A 15,455-nucleotide genomic window follows, 5' to 3' on the forward strand; every position below is an offset into this window, starting at 1 on the left:
TTTATTCTTAACAAACATGGTATAAGAGAATTAATTTAAGCTAAATTTCGCGGTTGAATCACGCATTTTAAGTTCAACTGGCGGAATAGGATGAGGTTGCTTATTGCCATTGATCACATCTAATAATGTATAAACGGCTGCTTGTCCAAACCCTTCTAATGGTTGTTTGATGGTGGTCAGAGGCGGTATAAAATAACGCGACATAATTAAATCATCAAAGCCGACTACAGATACATCTTGTGGTACTCGAATATCATGTTGATACAAGGCTTGCATTGCCCCATAGGCACTTTGGTCGTTGGCGGCAAAAATTGCACTAAAAGAATGCTTTTCTTTAATTAAACGACAGACCGCGTCGAATGAGTCTTTCATTTCAAACTCACCTTTGCGGATCAGTTTTTCATTAATCGTTAGCCCTGCATCACGTAATGCTCGCTTATATCCTTCCAGACGCTGTTGCGCATCAGCATGGCTGATAATGCCTTGTAAATGTACAATTCGGCTATGCCCTTGTTGAATAAGGTGATTGGTCGCCATATAAGCCCCAATACTGTTATCGACTTTAATCGAAGCCACTTGTGGACTTTCTATTTGACGACCTATCGCCACGATCGGGGTACTTTTCGCATATTTATTGATTTGATCATCACTCAAGGTGCCCGTTAAGGTCATAATGCCATCGACTTTCTGACTGATCAGTTTATCCATCGCCTTGGTTTCGGCTTTGTTATCCCAATAACCGGTGGCGATTAATAAATTATAACCACGACTGGCCACGGCTTTTTCCATGCCGAGTAAAATTTCACTTGAAAATGGACTTTCTGCGCTTTGAATAAGTACACCTAGAGTCATGGTACGAGACACGCTTTTCACCCCTTGGCGCGCACTGGGTTTATAGCCTAGTGTTGAGATGGCATTTTCAATTAATTCACTTTTATCAGCCGCAACAAAAGTGGTTCGATTCAAAAATCGAGAAACGGTACTTGGCGACACCCCTGCCAGCTCTGCAACATCATAAACGGTTGGCAACGAGATTTTTTTACTTTTCAATTGATTTCCCCTGCAAGTAATATTCTTTAATTTCTTATTGTTCTATTTTGGGATTATTTTAGGCTGTAAAAAATATACCTCAATAGACCGAGATCAAAAATGACGACTGGCACGTCCTTATTTCCCTCAAAAAAAAGCAGCACCAATTTGGCACTGCTTTTGATTATTGAATCATGTAATAACTTAGGCTTAATCCACCAGCAAACAAGAAACTGAATGCACGTCCGATCCTTTTAGTTGCGGTTTTTGCTCGGAACATTGCGCGGTGGCTATTGGGCAGCGAGTTCGGAACACACAACCTGAAGGTGGATTGATTGGCGACGGTAAGTCCCCTTCCAACATTTGGATTTTCTTGGCGCGTTCTTTTCTTGGGTCGGGGATCGGTACAGCAGACATCAAGGCTTTGGTGTAAGGGTGCTTTGGATTCGCAAATAATGCATCCGATTCACCTAATTCTACCGCGTTGCCTAAATACATCACCAATACCCGATCGGAAATATGTTTAACCACCGATAAATCGTGCGCAATGAATACCAAACTCAAACCCAACTCATTTTGCAATTCTTTAAGCAAGTTAACCACTTGCGCTTGGATAGACACATCGAGCGCTGATACCGGTTCATCACAAATGATCATTTTCGGGTTTAAAATCAAAGCACGGGCGATACCGATACGTTGACATTGACCACCTGAAAACTCATGCGGATAACGGTTGATAACGTTCGGCAGCAAGCCGACTTTATCCATCATCGCTTTCACTTTCGCTTTTACTTCGGCTTTGCTTAGCTTGGGATAAAAAGTCACTAACGGTTCGGCAATGATGTCACCGACACTCATTCGCGGGTTTAATGACGCCAATGGATCTTGGAAGATCATTTGAATTTCTTTGCGTTTTTCACGCTTTTGCACTGCTTGCATACGGGTTAAGTCTTGACCTAACCACAATACTTCACCTTCGGTGGCTTCGACTAAACCAACAATGGCACGCGCAAACGTCGATTTACCACAGCCCGATTCACCCACAACACCAAGGGTTTCGCCTTCAAATAAACGGACATTGACGCCATCAACCGCTTTAAGCTTTGACGGTTTCGCCCATGGCCACGCCGATTTAGCAGCAATGTTAAAGTGGACTTTAAGATCTTTAATATCCAGTATGAGTTCTTTACCGACAGTACTCGATTGAGGTGCGGCGCTCAGTTCAGGTGCGCCGTCTGTTACTAATGTTGACTGAGTCATTATTTCCAGCCCTCCCATTGAGAGAAACATGCGCGAGAACGGTCTTCACCAAACGGCAGCAGTTGTGGCGCTTCACTACGACAGCGATCCATCACACGGTGACAACGTTCTTGATATGGACATCCCGGTGGTAAGCGCAGTAAGTTTGGCGGATTACCCGGAATGGTTGGCAATACCTCACCAACAGAATCTAAACGAGGGATAGCACGTAACAAACCTTCAGAGTACGGGTGGCTTGGATCATAGAAAATGTTATCGACCGAACCATATTCCATCGTACGACCCGCGTACATAACCAACACCTTGTCACACGAACCGGCTACCACACCTAAGTCATGGGTGATCATAATAATCGCGGTATTAAATTCATGTTTAAGCTCATTAAGCAGATCCATGATTTGCGCTTGGACTGTTACATCAAGCGCGGTGGTTGGTTCATCGGCAATCAATAATTTAGGACGACATAACAACGCCATGGCAATCATCACACGCTGGCGCATACCACCGGAAAACTCGTGCGGATACATGGTGATACGTTTACGCGCTTCTGGGATTTTCACCGCTTCAAGCATTCGTACCGATTCTTCAAATGCTTCGCTTTTCCCCATGCCTTTGTGCAACATCAGCACTTCCATCAACTGATCACACACCTTCATATACGGGTTAAGTGAGGTCATTGGATCTTGGAAAATCATCGCGATTTGTTCGGCGCGAATGGTGTTAAGTTCTTTTTCTGGCAAGTTGAGGATTTCTTTGCCTTCAAACTTAGCACTACCCGAAATAACACCATTTTTAGCCAGCAAACCCATAATAGCAAAAACAGTTTGAGATTTACCTGAGCCGGATTCGCCCACAATGCCTAATGTCTCACCTTGTTGCAGTGAGAAGTTTAAATCGTTGACCGCGGTTACCATGCCGTCTTGGGTTTTAAATTCAACCCGTAAGTCTTTTACATCTAATAAGCTCATAATACTTCCTTGTTCTTATCTGTCTTTAGGGTCAAGTGCGTCACGCAGGCCATCGCCAACATAGTTAAAGCAGAATAACGTTACCACCATGAATGCGGCAGGGAATCCGAGTTGCCAAATCGCGATCTCCATAGTTTGTGCGCCTTCTTGCAGTAATGCTCCCCAACTTGTCATTGGTTCTTGAACTCCAAGACCAAGGAAAGATAAGAATGATTCCGTCAAAATCATACTTGGTACTAATAGCGTGGAATACACCGCCACAATACCTAAAACGTTTGGCACGATATGGCGAGTAATGATTTTCCAGTTACTTACCCCACAGACATGCGCCGCTTCAATAAATTCTTTGTTACGCAAGCTCAACGTTTGACCACGCACAATACGCGCCATATCCAGCCAGGCAATCGCACCAATCGCGACAAAGATTAAAATGATATTACGACCAAAGAAGGTCACCAATACGATCACAAGGAACATAAATGGTACCGCGTATAAAATCTCAAGAATACGCATCATGATACGGTCGGTTTTTCCGCCAATAAAGCCAGATGCTGCGCCGTAAAGAGTACCAATTAAAACGGCCACTAATGCACCCAGTATGCCGACCATAAGAGAAATACGACCGCCCATTAAGGTACGAACATATAAATCTCGCCCTAAGCTGTCGGTGCCGAATATATGCTCCATTGATGGCGCGGCTTGCAGTGAGTACCAATCGGTATCATCGTAAGCAAAGTGGGCAAACATCGGCAGAAAAATAACCGATAGTGTGATTAACACAAGAATGACTAAGCTCACCATCGCCGCTTTATTACGCATAAAACGGATACGGGCATCTTGCCATAAACTGCGACCTTCAATTTCTAAGTTCTCAGAGAACTTTTCGATCGCTTCCATATTTTGTTGTTTATTTAACATAGCGATAGCCTCTGATTAGTAACGAATTTTCGGATCAATATACGCCAGAAGCACATCGACTACGGCATTGAAGAGAATGAATAAGAAACCAATCAAAATGGTAATTCCCATCACTAACGAGTAATCACGGTTAAACGCTGCGTTGACAAATAACTTACCAATACCTGGCAGGCCAAAAATAGTTTCGATCACTACCGATCCGGTAATAATGCCAACAAATGCTGGCCCCATATAGGACACAACAGGTAACAACGCAGGTTTAAGTGCATGTTTAAAAACAATATAACGATAGCTCAACCCTTTAGCACGAGCGGTTCGAATAAAGTTACTGTTAAGGGTTTCAATCATGCTGCCACGCGTAATACGGGCAAAAGTGGCAACATAAAGCAGCGACATCCCGACCATAGGTAAGAACATGTAGAAGAAGCCACCCCCTTGCCAGCCACCAGCGGGGAACCAACCTAAATTAATCGAGAAGATATAGATCAATACCGGAGCAAGAACAAAGGAAGGCATCACCACCCCGAGCATCGCAGTGGACATTATGGTGTAATCGACCCAGGTATTTTGCTTCAAAGCGGCAATGGTTCCGACCCCGACCCCCAATATCACAGTGAAGATGAAGGCAAAGAAACCCACTTTGGCAGAAACAGGTAGCGCTGCGTAAACTAATTCATTCACGGTGTAGTCTTGGTACTTAAAAGATGGCCCAAAATCCCCTTGTAGGATATTGGTTAAATAGGTGGTGTATTGGGTGAGTACCGGCTGATCTAAACCGTATTTTGCGTTAATGTTTGCCATCACTTCCGGTGGTAACGGGCGTTCACTTGAAAACGGGTTACCTGGGGCAAAACGCATTAGAAAGAAAGACACAGTGATCAATACCAGCAATGTGGGTATTGCCTCTATCAGTCTTTTCAAAATGAATTTAAACATAGTATTACTTCCAATAGTGACTAATTTTAGTTAATCCTGCATAAGCGACATTGTTGCTATTAAGCGGTCCACTTACACATTCCCTTTTATTGTTTTTATATTTGCTACTTGATGTCTGGCTCTAACTGATAGCAGAATCATGGGGTGGTTAAGCCGCACGATTGAGTTATCGCCTAGCGTGCAACGTTAATTTGAATGGATCCATTTCACGTTACTTTATGACTATCGAGGGAAAAATTGAATATCGTTAGGAAGGCCGAATCATTCGGTGATCACGCAAGTTCAATGATAAGCGCACAGTGAATATCACTACGGTTATATTGAGTTGTATGCGAGTTCCTTTCTCATACAATTTTCCGACAAGTTGCCATGCCAGATAAAACACACTAAGCAAAACGATGTATCGCTTACTCGTGATCAATTCAATATGCATTCATTTGCGATTGAATTTGATCATGTATTTCTATAAACACACTACCAAGAAACGGCATAATAATCTATTAAATACACATTAAATGCTTATATATTCCACCTAAATATGAGTTAAACCACATAAAATAGCAATGGGTTGCTTACATTTGATACAAATCATTTGAATTACAATCTTTAGGGTTATTGAAACATTCATCATCAGCTAGAAAATGAAAAAGTAAAAAGGCTTTGCAGCTGAGCTACTGCCCCGCTACAAAGCCATATTTTTACGTCATTAGCTTGCTATTTTTACATCATTAACTGGTTATCTTGACTGCAAAAATCACTTCGCTTTAATGTAAAGATCTTTGGTATAAATCTTATCTTCGGCGTTATTTTCAGGGAATCCACCAACCAGTGGCGACACTAAGCGTGCTTTCACATATTGGAAAATTGGCGCGATCGGCATATCACGCGCGAGCAGTGTTTCTGCTTGGGCGTACAAATCGGCACGCTCTGCATCACTGGTCGATGCCAATGCTTTTGCCATCACCGCATCGTATTCTTTGCTGTGATAACGAGGATCATTCGAGCTATTGTTAGATTGCATTAATGACAAGAAAGCCGATGCTTCGTTGTAATCGCCACACCAACCTGCACGAGTCACTTCGAAATCGCCTTGACGACGCGTATCTAAGTAGGTTTTCCACTCTTGGTTTTCAAGTGTCACGGTCACGCCTAATGATTTTTTCCACATTGACGCAATTGCAACGGCATTTTTCTTGTGGTTATCATCGGTGTTGTATAACAAGGTAAATTTAAGCGGATTTGATTTATCGAAGCCAGCTTCTTTCAGCAATTCTTTGGCTTTAGCAATGCGCTCCTTTTGTGTCCATTTGGCATACTCAGGCAATGCTGGGTGGAAATCTGCCACAATTTCAGGTGTTAATGTGTAAGCTGGCTTTTGACCTTGACCCAGTAAAATTTTTGTCATCACATCACGATCAATGGTGTAAGACAGTGCTTTACGCACTCGTACATCATCAAACGGTGGTTTCTGGTTATTAAAACCGTAGTAGTAAGAAACATAAGTTACCGACGACTTTTAGATCTTCTGGATGTTCTTTTTGCAGGTTTTTGAAATGCTCATTTGGCAGTTCGTCAGTCATTTGAAGCTCACCAGAAAGGAAACGGTTCATTTCAGCGACTTGGCTTTCAATTGGTAAATAGGTCACTTTGTTGATAATAGTGTCTTTATCATCCCAATACGTTTTACTACGAACCAATTCCATGCGCTCGTTTAATACCCATTTATTAAGAACATAAGCGCCGTTGCCGACGAAGTTTTCAGCTTTAGTCCATTGATCGCCATACTTTTCGACGACTTTCTTATTCACCGGCATCACTGTAGTGTGCCCCATCATTTTTACAAAGTACGGTACCGCTGATTCAAGTGAGACTTCAAGGGTATTAGCATCGAGAGCCTTTACACCTAATGTCGATTTATCTGCTTTGCCACTAATGATTTTTGCCGCATTTTTCATGGTAGTCATTTCTAAATACCATGCATACGGAGAAGCGGTAGCCGGATCAACGGCACGTTGAAAAGCAAACACAAAATCATCGGCGGTGACGGGATCACCATTCGACCATTTTGCGTCTTTACGCAGATGGAAAGTAAAGGTTTTGTTGTCTGTGGTTTCCCAAGTTTCGGCCACGCCAGGAACGACATTACCGTCACCGTCTTGAACCACTAAACCTTCAAATAAATCACGAATAACGTTGGACTCTGGCACACCTTCGGTTTTTTGCGGATCAATAGACGCCACTTCTGCGCCATTACCTTTTACCAATTCTTGCTTATCGGCAAGCTTAGTGCCTTCAGGAACATGGGCAGCCATTGCAGAGAAAGTTGCCGCGCCAAACGTTAACCCAGCACCAATTAATAGCGCTTGAGTGATTTTATTCTTAATCATATTGTTAAACTCCAAATTTTTATTTAAATGCATCCATGACTTCTTTATCGGTATATCTCCCCCAGTACACTGGGTGTAGCACGTAAATCTAATAACGCAGTATTATAAGAGTATTTTCACTGCTTGATGTTACATGAGCCAGATAAAGACTCGATAACATTAGCAACCTTTAACGTTAACAACCATAGTGAATATCAAAAAAGGCTACGTTATTAACACTTTTATTACCCACTCGCATAATAATTCAGCAAATCGCACCGAATCAGCATAAATACCCAGTGACGTGCATTTATTTATTTCCATTACTCGGCTGAAAAACGTGCCAACAGTAGATGCGACATGTAACTAAATGTTAATAATCGCCATTGTTCGAGCAAAATTGTCGCTAGTTGATATTTCAATAGTTACAACCAAAGAATTGACAAGTTTTATCAAATATCGACTCTGTACGACATTTAACTGCAAATTTAAACACTTGATTAGCATTTAGTACAAGGTCGCTTCAAAAAGGCACCATTGTGCTTTGTCAGGTCATCATTACTCATCAACACTACAATGGATGCGATATAAACCTATAGATGTTCGGTATATGTCTGCAGCTTTCATCGCCCCCTAATCTTTGCGATGGATCATACCAATCAGCGTATTTGGATAATCCGATATTTCTACGATTGGTATTACTTCAAGGAATGAGAGAGAGAAATGATATGAAGCGTTTCAATCTAACCGCAGTAGCAATTTCTTTAGCGTTAGGTTCTGTAGCAGCACATGCCGCTCCCGGAGCCCCCGCTTTAGATATGTATGGTTCGAAGAATTTACAATTTTCAAAAATCGATTTGGCGATGGAAACAACGTCAGGTTACAACAGCATGGTGCAATATCACGACCAAGCTAAAGTCGATATTATTTTTAACCAATACAGTGGTGTTAAAGGTGATACTTACAACATCTATTTTGATGGTGAAGTGGTAGCAACAGGTCCAATTAACGGCAGTAAAACCACTGCATCGTTTAGTTATCCTAAAGGCGGCGTTTACCAAATGGTGATCGAAGCTTGTGATGATACTGGTTGTACTAAGTCTGCATCTGAAGCATTAACCATTGCCGATACCGATGGCTCTCACTTAGCGCCATTAGTGATGAATACCGATCCAAACAACAAGAGCTACAACACCGATAAAAATACCGTCGTCGGCACCTATTTTGTTGAATGGGGTATTTATGATCGTGAATACACGGTTGATAACCTTCCTGCTGATAATTTAACCCATATCCTTTACGGCTTTATTCCAATTTGTGGGCCAAATGAATCGCTAAAATCTGTGGGTGGAAATAGCTTTAACGCGCTACAAACCGCGTGTCAGGGCGTGCCTGATTACAACGTGGTTATCCATGATCCGTGGGCGGCGTATCAAAAAAGCTTTAAACAAGCAGGACACGAGTACGACACCCCTATCAAGGGTAATTTTGCAATGATGATGGCGCTTAAACAGCGTAATCCTGATCTAAAAATCCTTCCTTCTGTGGGTGGATGGACACTTTCTGATCCTTTCTTTTCTTTCACCGATAAATCAAAGCGCGATATTTTTGTCGCCTCTGTTAAAGACTTCTTAACCACTTGGAAGTTTTTTGATGGGGTTGACATTGACTGGGAATTCCCAGGTGGCGGTGGTGAGAATGCCAACCTAGGCGATCCGCAAAAAGATGGCCCAGCATACGTTGCTTTAATGCAAGAACTGCGCGCGATGCTGGATGAGCTTGAAGTGGCCAATGGTAAAGAGTATGAGTTAACCTCTGCGATTAATGCCGGTCACGATAAGGTTGAAGATGTGGATTATGGGCAAGCGGTTCAATATATGGATTACATCTTCGCCATGACTTATGACTTCTATGGCGGTTGGAATAACGTTCCGGGTCACCAAGCTGGTTTATATTGCAGCAGCGCACTCCTTCCTGGTCAGTGTGATGGTACTGGCAACGACGCGGAAGGAAAGCCATTTAAAGGCCCTGCTTATACCTTAGATAATGGTATTCAGTTGCTATTAGCTCAAGGTGTTCCAGCCAATAAGTTAGTTGCTGGTGTTGCAATGTATGGTCGTGGTTGGGATGGTGTGATGCCAAACACATTAACCGATGCGACGAATCCAATGACGGGTACGGGTAACGGTAAATTTACTGGCACCAAAGCTCAAGGTGTTTGGGAAGCTGGCGTTATTGATTACAAAGGCATTAAAGAGTTCATGTTAGGCGCCGACAAACAAGGCATCAATGGCTACGAATATGGTTATGATGAAAGCGCACAAGCGCCTTATGTTTGGAATCGTTCAAACGGTAAACTTCTGACCTTTGATGATGACCGCTCAACGATTGCTAAGGGCGAATACGCGCGTAGCTTAGGTTTAGCTGGTTTATTCTCGTGGGAAATTGATGCTGATAATGGTGATATCTTAAATGCAATGCATGAAGGTTTAGCCGGTGAAGCCTCTAACCGTCCACCAAGCGCTAATGCTGGTGTTGATAAAGTGGTGGTTGGCCCTGCGGCGGTAGTACTTGATGGTTCTGGGTCGAAAGATGTCGGTGGCTCAATTGCTTCTTACGCTTGGACACAAACCTCGGGCCCTGCGGTAACCCTGAGTAATGCAACGGCAGCCAAAGCCAGTTTTGATGCGACGGAAGTAACGGAAGCACAAACGTATATCTTCTCTTTAACGGTTACAGATAACGAAGGTGCTACTGCTACCGATACGGTTGTGATCACGGTTAATCCTGTCGATGTTCCGGTTGAAAATACCGCGCCAGTGGCTGCAATTGTTGCTCCAACCCAAGCTCAAGCCGGTGATACGGTTGTGATTGACGCATCAAGCTCTACCGATGCTGAAGGCGATGCTTTAACTTATACTTGGACTCTGCCTTCTGGCGTGACTGGTAGCGGTGCAAGCATTAGCTTTGTCGCGGGTGAATATGATGCTGATACTACTCTAAACTTTAGTGTGACGGTCAGTGATGGTCAGCTGTCTAGCTCTGCATCCATTTCGGTTGTCATTCTAAAAACTGAAGGAAGCGTAGACCCTGATCCAACCTGTGATAATGCTTGGGATAGTGCGGCAGTTTATACCGGCGGAGATCAAGTGACACTAGAGGGCACTCTTTATGAGGCTAAATGGTGGACACAAGGTCAAAATCCTAGCCTATCGGGTGAATGGGGTGTTTGGAAAAACCTAGGTGCAGTAACCTGTAACTAATTTTACAAAGATAACCATGACAAAAGCCAATAGATCACTCTACTGGCTTTTATTTTTTGATAAGACGTTAAATCATAACCCTCTTATCTTGTTCACTTTTCAGAAAATTTACTTTCCTGTGTATGTGCTATGAGACTTATCTAGTTTGTAGAAAGTCGCTTGAGCGTAATCATCTAGGTCACCAGAGATATTTTGGTTATAAACACCGGCTTTAAAGTACATGTACTTACCACCCACATCGTAACCACTTTCACTCATATCAACGACTTGTTTTACATCCGGCTTACCAGGGCGCATAACTGTAACTGTCATCGTGTTACCTTTAACCGCGATTTGGTAGCTAAATTTCTCGCCAAGTGCGATACCTTTATCACCGATTTCACCCGTCATGCCACCCACTAAGTCATAGAATGTATCCGTGCCTTTCAAGGTGTTTTCGTGTGCGAAGTAAACCGTACCTGTTGGTTGGTTTGGCAATTTACGGTAGTACAGTCGAATTGGCTCATCATCTTGATCATGGATTTGACCAATAATAAAGCGACCAACTTGACCGGCTTCACCTGTTGTCGTGGCGTGGTCAATTTTAAGTGTCGCGTTTAGTACACCATCAACACCACCGGCGGCTTTTTGGTCAGCCACTGGCGCAGAACTGAATACCCAGTTGTTTTTGTTAACCCCTTTCGTTGGGATTGATTTATCACCTTTACGCAGCATTTCACGTAGTTCAGTACGAGCATATTTGGTATTTGGTGAAGTACGAACACCTTTCACAAACGTTTTGAATACCAAACCACCGTCTGCAGCGGTGTAGAATACATCAGGGTGTGAGTAACCATTCGCCAGATCCCATTCATTCACATCATCAGGGCGGTTGTTTTTATCATGGTCAAATGGCTGAGATAAGTACCATGTGGTTAGATCAAAGTTTTGGCTTGGTGCATTGCCTGCTTTTGGTGTTGCAGGTAAACCTGTTGGGGTTGGTAGTTCGCCACTGCCACATTTAACCGTTGTTAAACATGGATATACCGCAGCTGCGCCAAAATTACCTTTACGTAAGTCTTGTCTCGCTATTTTTTGTGCTTTGGCATCCGCTTTCATTTGAGCAATCATGTCTTGCTCCGCTGCAACCACCTCAGGGGTAATGATTTGGTTGGTCGGACAAGCATTAACACCACAATTTAGCGCTGCAAGTTCTGTAACACTACTCCAACCATTATCAGTGTTACCGTGACCCACATATTTAATATAACGCGCAGTAACCGGTGGAAAAGCAAAACGTTCTAAGCCAATAACACCACCAGAACTCATTTGATTTTCAAGGACAGGAGTCCATGTTTTACCATCTGTACTAACAAGAATATCAAACTTACTTTGACGCTCATTACCTTTACTGAATGCCGCACGAACCGCATTGAACTCATGCGCAGAGCCATAGTCTAGCATTGCCCATTCGCCATCACCATTAGCAGACCAACGCGTTTTGATATCATTATCAATCAGGCGATCAGGACCATTACCATCATGACTGCTCGCTGAAACAGCAACCGGAGTTAATACGGATTCACCCGTGAAACCTTGCGCCGTTGACTGATCTTGTGCAAGTTGCTGAGCTGGAGTAAGCGTTGCTGTTGATGTACAACCGACCGCTAGCAATACAGAAGATGCTAGCAAGGTTTTAAGATAAATATGTTTCATGTCTAGGTCACCTATTCGCTATAAAATTAGAAAAACAAAAAGAATTAGCTTTAATCCATTGATTTATTCAATGTGCTTTAGTTTTCTTATCATTTCATAATCTTGTAATACAAATAAGTCATTTGCTGGCAAAACGAGACAACGGTCAGATATTTAGACACAATTTATGTTGAATATTTGGGAGGGATCTTACTTTTCACTTTAAAAATAACGATAAAAGATAACAAATCAGCAACGAAAAAGCCTCTGTTTATCTCTTCGTTAAAGAAGTCAAAAGCAGAGGCTTTGTTTGTCAGGATAGGTGTTTTTCAAGATGGTTGTCATCCAACCATGTATCACGTCGGTTTGTTGGCTAGGTTTCATCCGGTTCAGGTTATTTATTCCAACGCTGCGCCGCTTTAGCATCACAATCACGTGACTCCAACCAACGGGCCTCATCGGTGGTGCGCTCTTTCTTCCAAAATGGTGCTTTGGTTTTTAAATAATCCATCACGAATTCACACGCTTCAAACGCTGCCACTCGGTGCGCGCTCGATACGCCAACAAATACAATTTGATCGCCGAGATCTAAATCACCAATACGATGGATCACGCGAATATTCAATAATGGCCAACGTTGCTTTGCTTGCTCACAAATAGAAATTAGTGAGCGCTCGGTCATGCCAGGGTAATGCTCTAGACTGAGTCCGGTGACATTATCGCCCAGATTCATATCGCGAACCTTCCCCACAAAGGTAACTACCGCGCCCGCTTGAGAACCTTGAGCAAGTTGTGCGTATTCTGCGCCAACATCAAAATCATCATAAGGGACAGATACCATTTCAAATGCGTTGATATCCGTCATATTAACCTCCGGTCACCGGTGGAAAAAAGGCCACTTCATCGCCCGACTTAACTAAGGTTTCCATTGGCACCATATCTTGGTTTACCGCCACAAGTAACTTGCCCGATTGCAACGCTTGCGCCCATTTTTCACCTTGTTGGCAAAGTTGCTCACGCAAGGCATCGGCGGTTAGGTTATCGGCATCGACATTAATGCCCTCTTCGCCAATTTGCTCACGCGTTTGAGCAAAAAATAATACTTTAATCATATTAATAACCTCCCTATTCTGCTTTGAAATGACCAGACTTACCGCCGGTTTTTTCCAGTAATCGGACTTGACCAATCACCATGTCTTTTTGCACTGCTTTACACATATCGTAAATGGTCAGTGCCGCGACAGAAGCTGCGGTTAATGCTTCCATTTCTACCCCAGTTTTGCCGGTCAGCTTGCACAAAGATTCAATGCGCACTTGATTGGTTTCAGGTAGAGCTTGTAAATGCACTTCAACTTTTGTCAGCAGTAATGGATGACACAGCGGGATCAAGTCCCAGGTTTTTTTCGCCGCTTGGATGCCTGCAATGCGAGCGGTAGCAAACACATCGCCTTTATGATGATCGCCAGACACAATCAATTGCAGCGTTTCAGCCGACATGCTCACCCACGCTTCTGCGCGTGCTTCACGGACCGTTTCTTGTTTGGCAGAGACATCGACCATATTGGCTTCGCCTGAAGCATTAATGTGTGTAAATTTTTCCACGTTATATTCCTGTCACAATACAGGCCCTCATCAGAAATACTAACAAGAACCTTGATTAAAGAGAGAGACTAAAAGTATTAGCCGCCGATCGAGGCGAGATGAGGTGTCATACCGGTATTGCCATCTTGCAAGAAGTGACTGACTGATTTGGTTTTAAGCGCGCCTTGAATGCGTTCAATCAAGGCACCTTCTTGTTGATCTTGTTCGAGCAGATCGCGCAATTCTACCCCTTGATCGCCAAACAAACATAAGTGTAATTTACCGGTTGCCGAGACGCGAAGGCGGTTACAGGTTTCACAGAAGCCTTTTTCGTACGGCATGATCAACCCAATCTCACCTAAGTAATCAGGGTGCACAAACACTTGCGCGGGACCATCATTCGCTTCTTTGATTTTGAGTAACCAACCATTGGCGATCAGATGATTGCGGATGCTGACGCCCGATTGATGCTGCTGTTGGAATAGCGTATCCATTTCGCCCGTTTGCATTAATTCAATAAAGCGCAATTGAATTGGTCGGGTTTTGATCCAATGGAGGAATTCAGGTAGCGAGTGGCCATTTAATTGTTTGAGCAGCACTACATTGACTTTGACTTGCTGATAGCCAATTTCAAAGGCGCGCTCAATCCCATTCATCACATCGTGAAATTTATTTTCACCTGTGATCTGGTGGAACAATTTTGGATCTAGACTATCGACACTGACATTAATGTGCGTCAATCCTGCCTCTTTCCAGTCATCCACTTGTTTGGCCATGCGATAACCGTTAGTGGTGGTGGCGACTTTATTGATGCCTTTGGTTTCGGCAACACTGGCAATAATATCGGTAAAGTCTTTGCGTAAACTTGGTTCACCGCCGGTTAAACGCACTTTAGTGGTGCCACAATCGGCGAACGCATTGACTACACGTTTAATTTCAGATTGATCTAAAAAAGACGAGTTTTTACGACCGGTTGGATGATAGCCATCGGGCAAACAATAGGTACACTTAAAATTACACACGTCAGTGATCGACAGACGTAAGTAATAAAACTTACGCTGAAAGTTATCGACAAATTCCGTAGAATCTGAAGCGGGAGAGTCACTAAGACCCCCCTCTTTTTGAGGAGTATATTGATTAACTAATTGGGTCACGAAACACCTTTCCAAATACGGGAGGTCAACTCATTTCTAAGTAAACCCTGGTGACAAAATTTGCCACTGGCGTAAAAAACATATTTAACTTTTCATCAGATGTAATAACGTATCATTCCGCTATAGATAAGATAAAAAGTAAACGTAGTGATCCACGCTCGGAGTTTTGACATAACAATCGACTTTCTGTTGGAAATGGCCAATTGATAAGATTATTGTCAAAGTCTACGCAAGAAACGTGATTTTTTCCATACCCATTTCAGGCTAAGCCCGTTATATTTAGTTAATCCAAATCAAAGAAATGTG

General features: G+C 43.0%; 11 protein-coding genes, 1 pseudogene and 1 riboswitch. Of the genes and pseudogenes, 1 reads left to right on the forward strand and 11 read right to left on the reverse strand.

Annotation, left to right across the window (positions count from 1 at the left end):
* Positions 1-30 precede the first annotated feature (30 nt).
* The 6 genes and pseudogenes from HC723_RS00095 to HC723_RS00120 form a co-directional block, all read right to left on the reverse strand.
* Positions 31-1,050 (reverse strand): LacI family DNA-binding transcriptional regulator, encoded by a 1,020-nt coding sequence (locus tag HC723_RS00095; RefSeq protein WP_190337827.1) that lies wholly within the window; start codon positions 1,048-1,050, stop codon positions 31-33.
* Positions 1,051-1,239: 189 nt separating this feature from the next.
* Positions 1,240-2,289, reverse strand: coding sequence for a murein tripeptide/oligopeptide ABC transporter ATP binding protein OppF (gene oppF / locus HC723_RS00100; protein ID WP_238925376.1), 1,050 nt, complete (start codon positions 2,287-2,289; stop codon positions 1,240-1,242).
* Positions 2,289-3,257 carry an ABC transporter ATP-binding protein gene (gene oppD, locus HC723_RS00105; protein ID WP_153446769.1) on the reverse strand — a complete coding sequence of 323 codons (969 nt, stop codon included), beginning with the start codon at positions 3,255-3,257 and terminating at the stop codon, positions 2,289-2,291. The genes oppF and oppD overlap by 1 nt, the downstream gene beginning before the upstream one ends.
* Before the next feature lie 15 nt (positions 3,258-3,272).
* Positions 3,273-4,175: an oligopeptide ABC transporter permease OppC gene (gene oppC / locus HC723_RS00110; protein ID WP_190337828.1), complete on the reverse strand. Its 903-nt coding sequence runs from the start codon at positions 4,173-4,175 to the stop codon at positions 3,273-3,275.
* Between the two features lie 15 nt (positions 4,176-4,190).
* Positions 4,191-5,111, reverse strand: coding sequence for an oligopeptide ABC transporter permease OppB (gene oppB / locus HC723_RS00115; RefSeq protein ID WP_153446766.1), 921 nt, complete (start codon positions 5,109-5,111; stop codon positions 4,191-4,193).
* Between the two features lie 754 nt (positions 5,112-5,865).
* Positions 5,866-7,498 (reverse strand): annotated as a pseudogene (locus tag HC723_RS00120) (ABC transporter substrate-binding protein).
* Between the two features lie 707 nt (positions 7,499-8,205).
* On the opposite strand from HC723_RS00120, the gene HC723_RS00125 reads away from it, so the two are divergent.
* Positions 8,206-10,740, forward strand: a complete 2,535-nt coding sequence (locus tag HC723_RS00125) for a glycosyl hydrolase family 18 protein (protein WP_190337829.1) — start codon at positions 8,206-8,208, stop codon at positions 10,738-10,740.
* A 108-nt stretch (positions 10,741-10,848) separates the two neighbouring features.
* Here HC723_RS00125 and HC723_RS00130 read toward each other — a convergent pair whose 3' ends face one another.
* The 5 genes from HC723_RS00130 to moaA all read right to left on the reverse strand — a co-directional run bounded on the left by HC723_RS00130 (position 10,849) and on the right by moaA (position 15,149).
* Positions 10,849-12,435: a polysaccharide lyase family 7 protein gene (locus HC723_RS00130; RefSeq protein ID WP_190337830.1), complete on the reverse strand. Its 1,587-nt coding sequence runs from the start codon at positions 12,433-12,435 to the stop codon at positions 10,849-10,851.
* A gap of 373 nt (positions 12,436-12,808) precedes the next feature.
* Positions 12,809-13,279, reverse strand: coding sequence for a molybdopterin synthase catalytic subunit MoaE (gene moaE, locus HC723_RS00135; protein ID WP_238925377.1), 471 nt, complete (start codon positions 13,277-13,279; stop codon positions 12,809-12,811).
* Position 13,280: 1 nt separating this feature from the next.
* Positions 13,281-13,526: a molybdopterin synthase sulfur carrier subunit gene (gene moaD, locus HC723_RS00140; RefSeq protein ID WP_190337831.1), complete on the reverse strand. Its 246-nt coding sequence runs from the start codon at positions 13,524-13,526 to the stop codon at positions 13,281-13,283.
* Between the two features lie 13 nt (positions 13,527-13,539).
* On the reverse strand, positions 13,540-14,016 hold the full coding sequence (moaC, locus tag HC723_RS00145) for a cyclic pyranopterin monophosphate synthase MoaC (RefSeq protein ID WP_153446757.1): 477 nt from the start codon (positions 14,014-14,016) through the stop codon (positions 13,540-13,542).
* A 77-nt stretch (positions 14,017-14,093) separates the two neighbouring features.
* The gene (moaA, locus tag HC723_RS00150) at positions 14,094-15,149 is read right to left on the reverse strand and encodes a GTP 3',8-cyclase MoaA (RefSeq protein ID WP_153446755.1); all 1,056 of its coding nucleotides are present in this window, start codon (positions 15,147-15,149) and stop codon (positions 14,094-14,096) included.
* Positions 15,138-15,325, reverse strand: a riboswitch (molybdenum cofactor riboswitch). (Overlaps the previous gene by 12 nt.)
* Between the last annotated feature and the right edge of the window lie 130 nt (positions 15,326-15,455).

This window comes from Vibrio sp. S11_S32 (genome assembly GCF_014694465.1).
Taxonomy (GTDB): Bacteria; Pseudomonadota; Gammaproteobacteria; order Enterobacterales; family Vibrionaceae; genus Vibrio; species Vibrio algicola.

Bases quoted from the DNA above. Each gene is read 5' to 3' on its own strand.
- oppF (WP_238925376.1), bottom strand. From the start codon at position 2,289: ATGACTCAGTCAACATTAGTAACAGACGGCGCACCTGAACTGAGCGCC.
- oppD (WP_153446769.1), bottom strand. From the start codon at position 3,257: ATGAGCTTATTAGATGTAAAAGACTTACGGGTTGAATTTAAAACCCAA.
- oppC (WP_190337828.1), bottom strand. From the start codon at position 4,175: ATGTTAAATAAACAACAAAATATGGAAGCGATCGAAAAGTTCTCTGAG.
- oppB (WP_153446766.1), bottom strand. From the start codon at position 5,111: ATGTTTAAATTCATTTTGAAAAGACTGATAGAGGCAATACCCACATTG.
- HC723_RS00125 (WP_190337829.1), top strand. From the start codon at position 8,206: ATGAAGCGTTTCAATCTAACCGCAGTAGCAATTTCTTTAGCGTTAGGT.
- HC723_RS00130 (WP_190337830.1), bottom strand. From the start codon at position 12,435: ATGAAACATATTTATCTTAAAACCTTGCTAGCATCTTCTGTATTGCTA.
- moaE (WP_238925377.1), bottom strand. From the start codon at position 13,279: ATGACGGATATCAACGCATTTGAAATGGTATCTGTCCCTTATGATGAT.
- moaD (WP_190337831.1), bottom strand. From the start codon at position 13,526: ATGATTAAAGTATTATTTTTTGCTCAAACGCGTGAGCAAATTGGCGAA.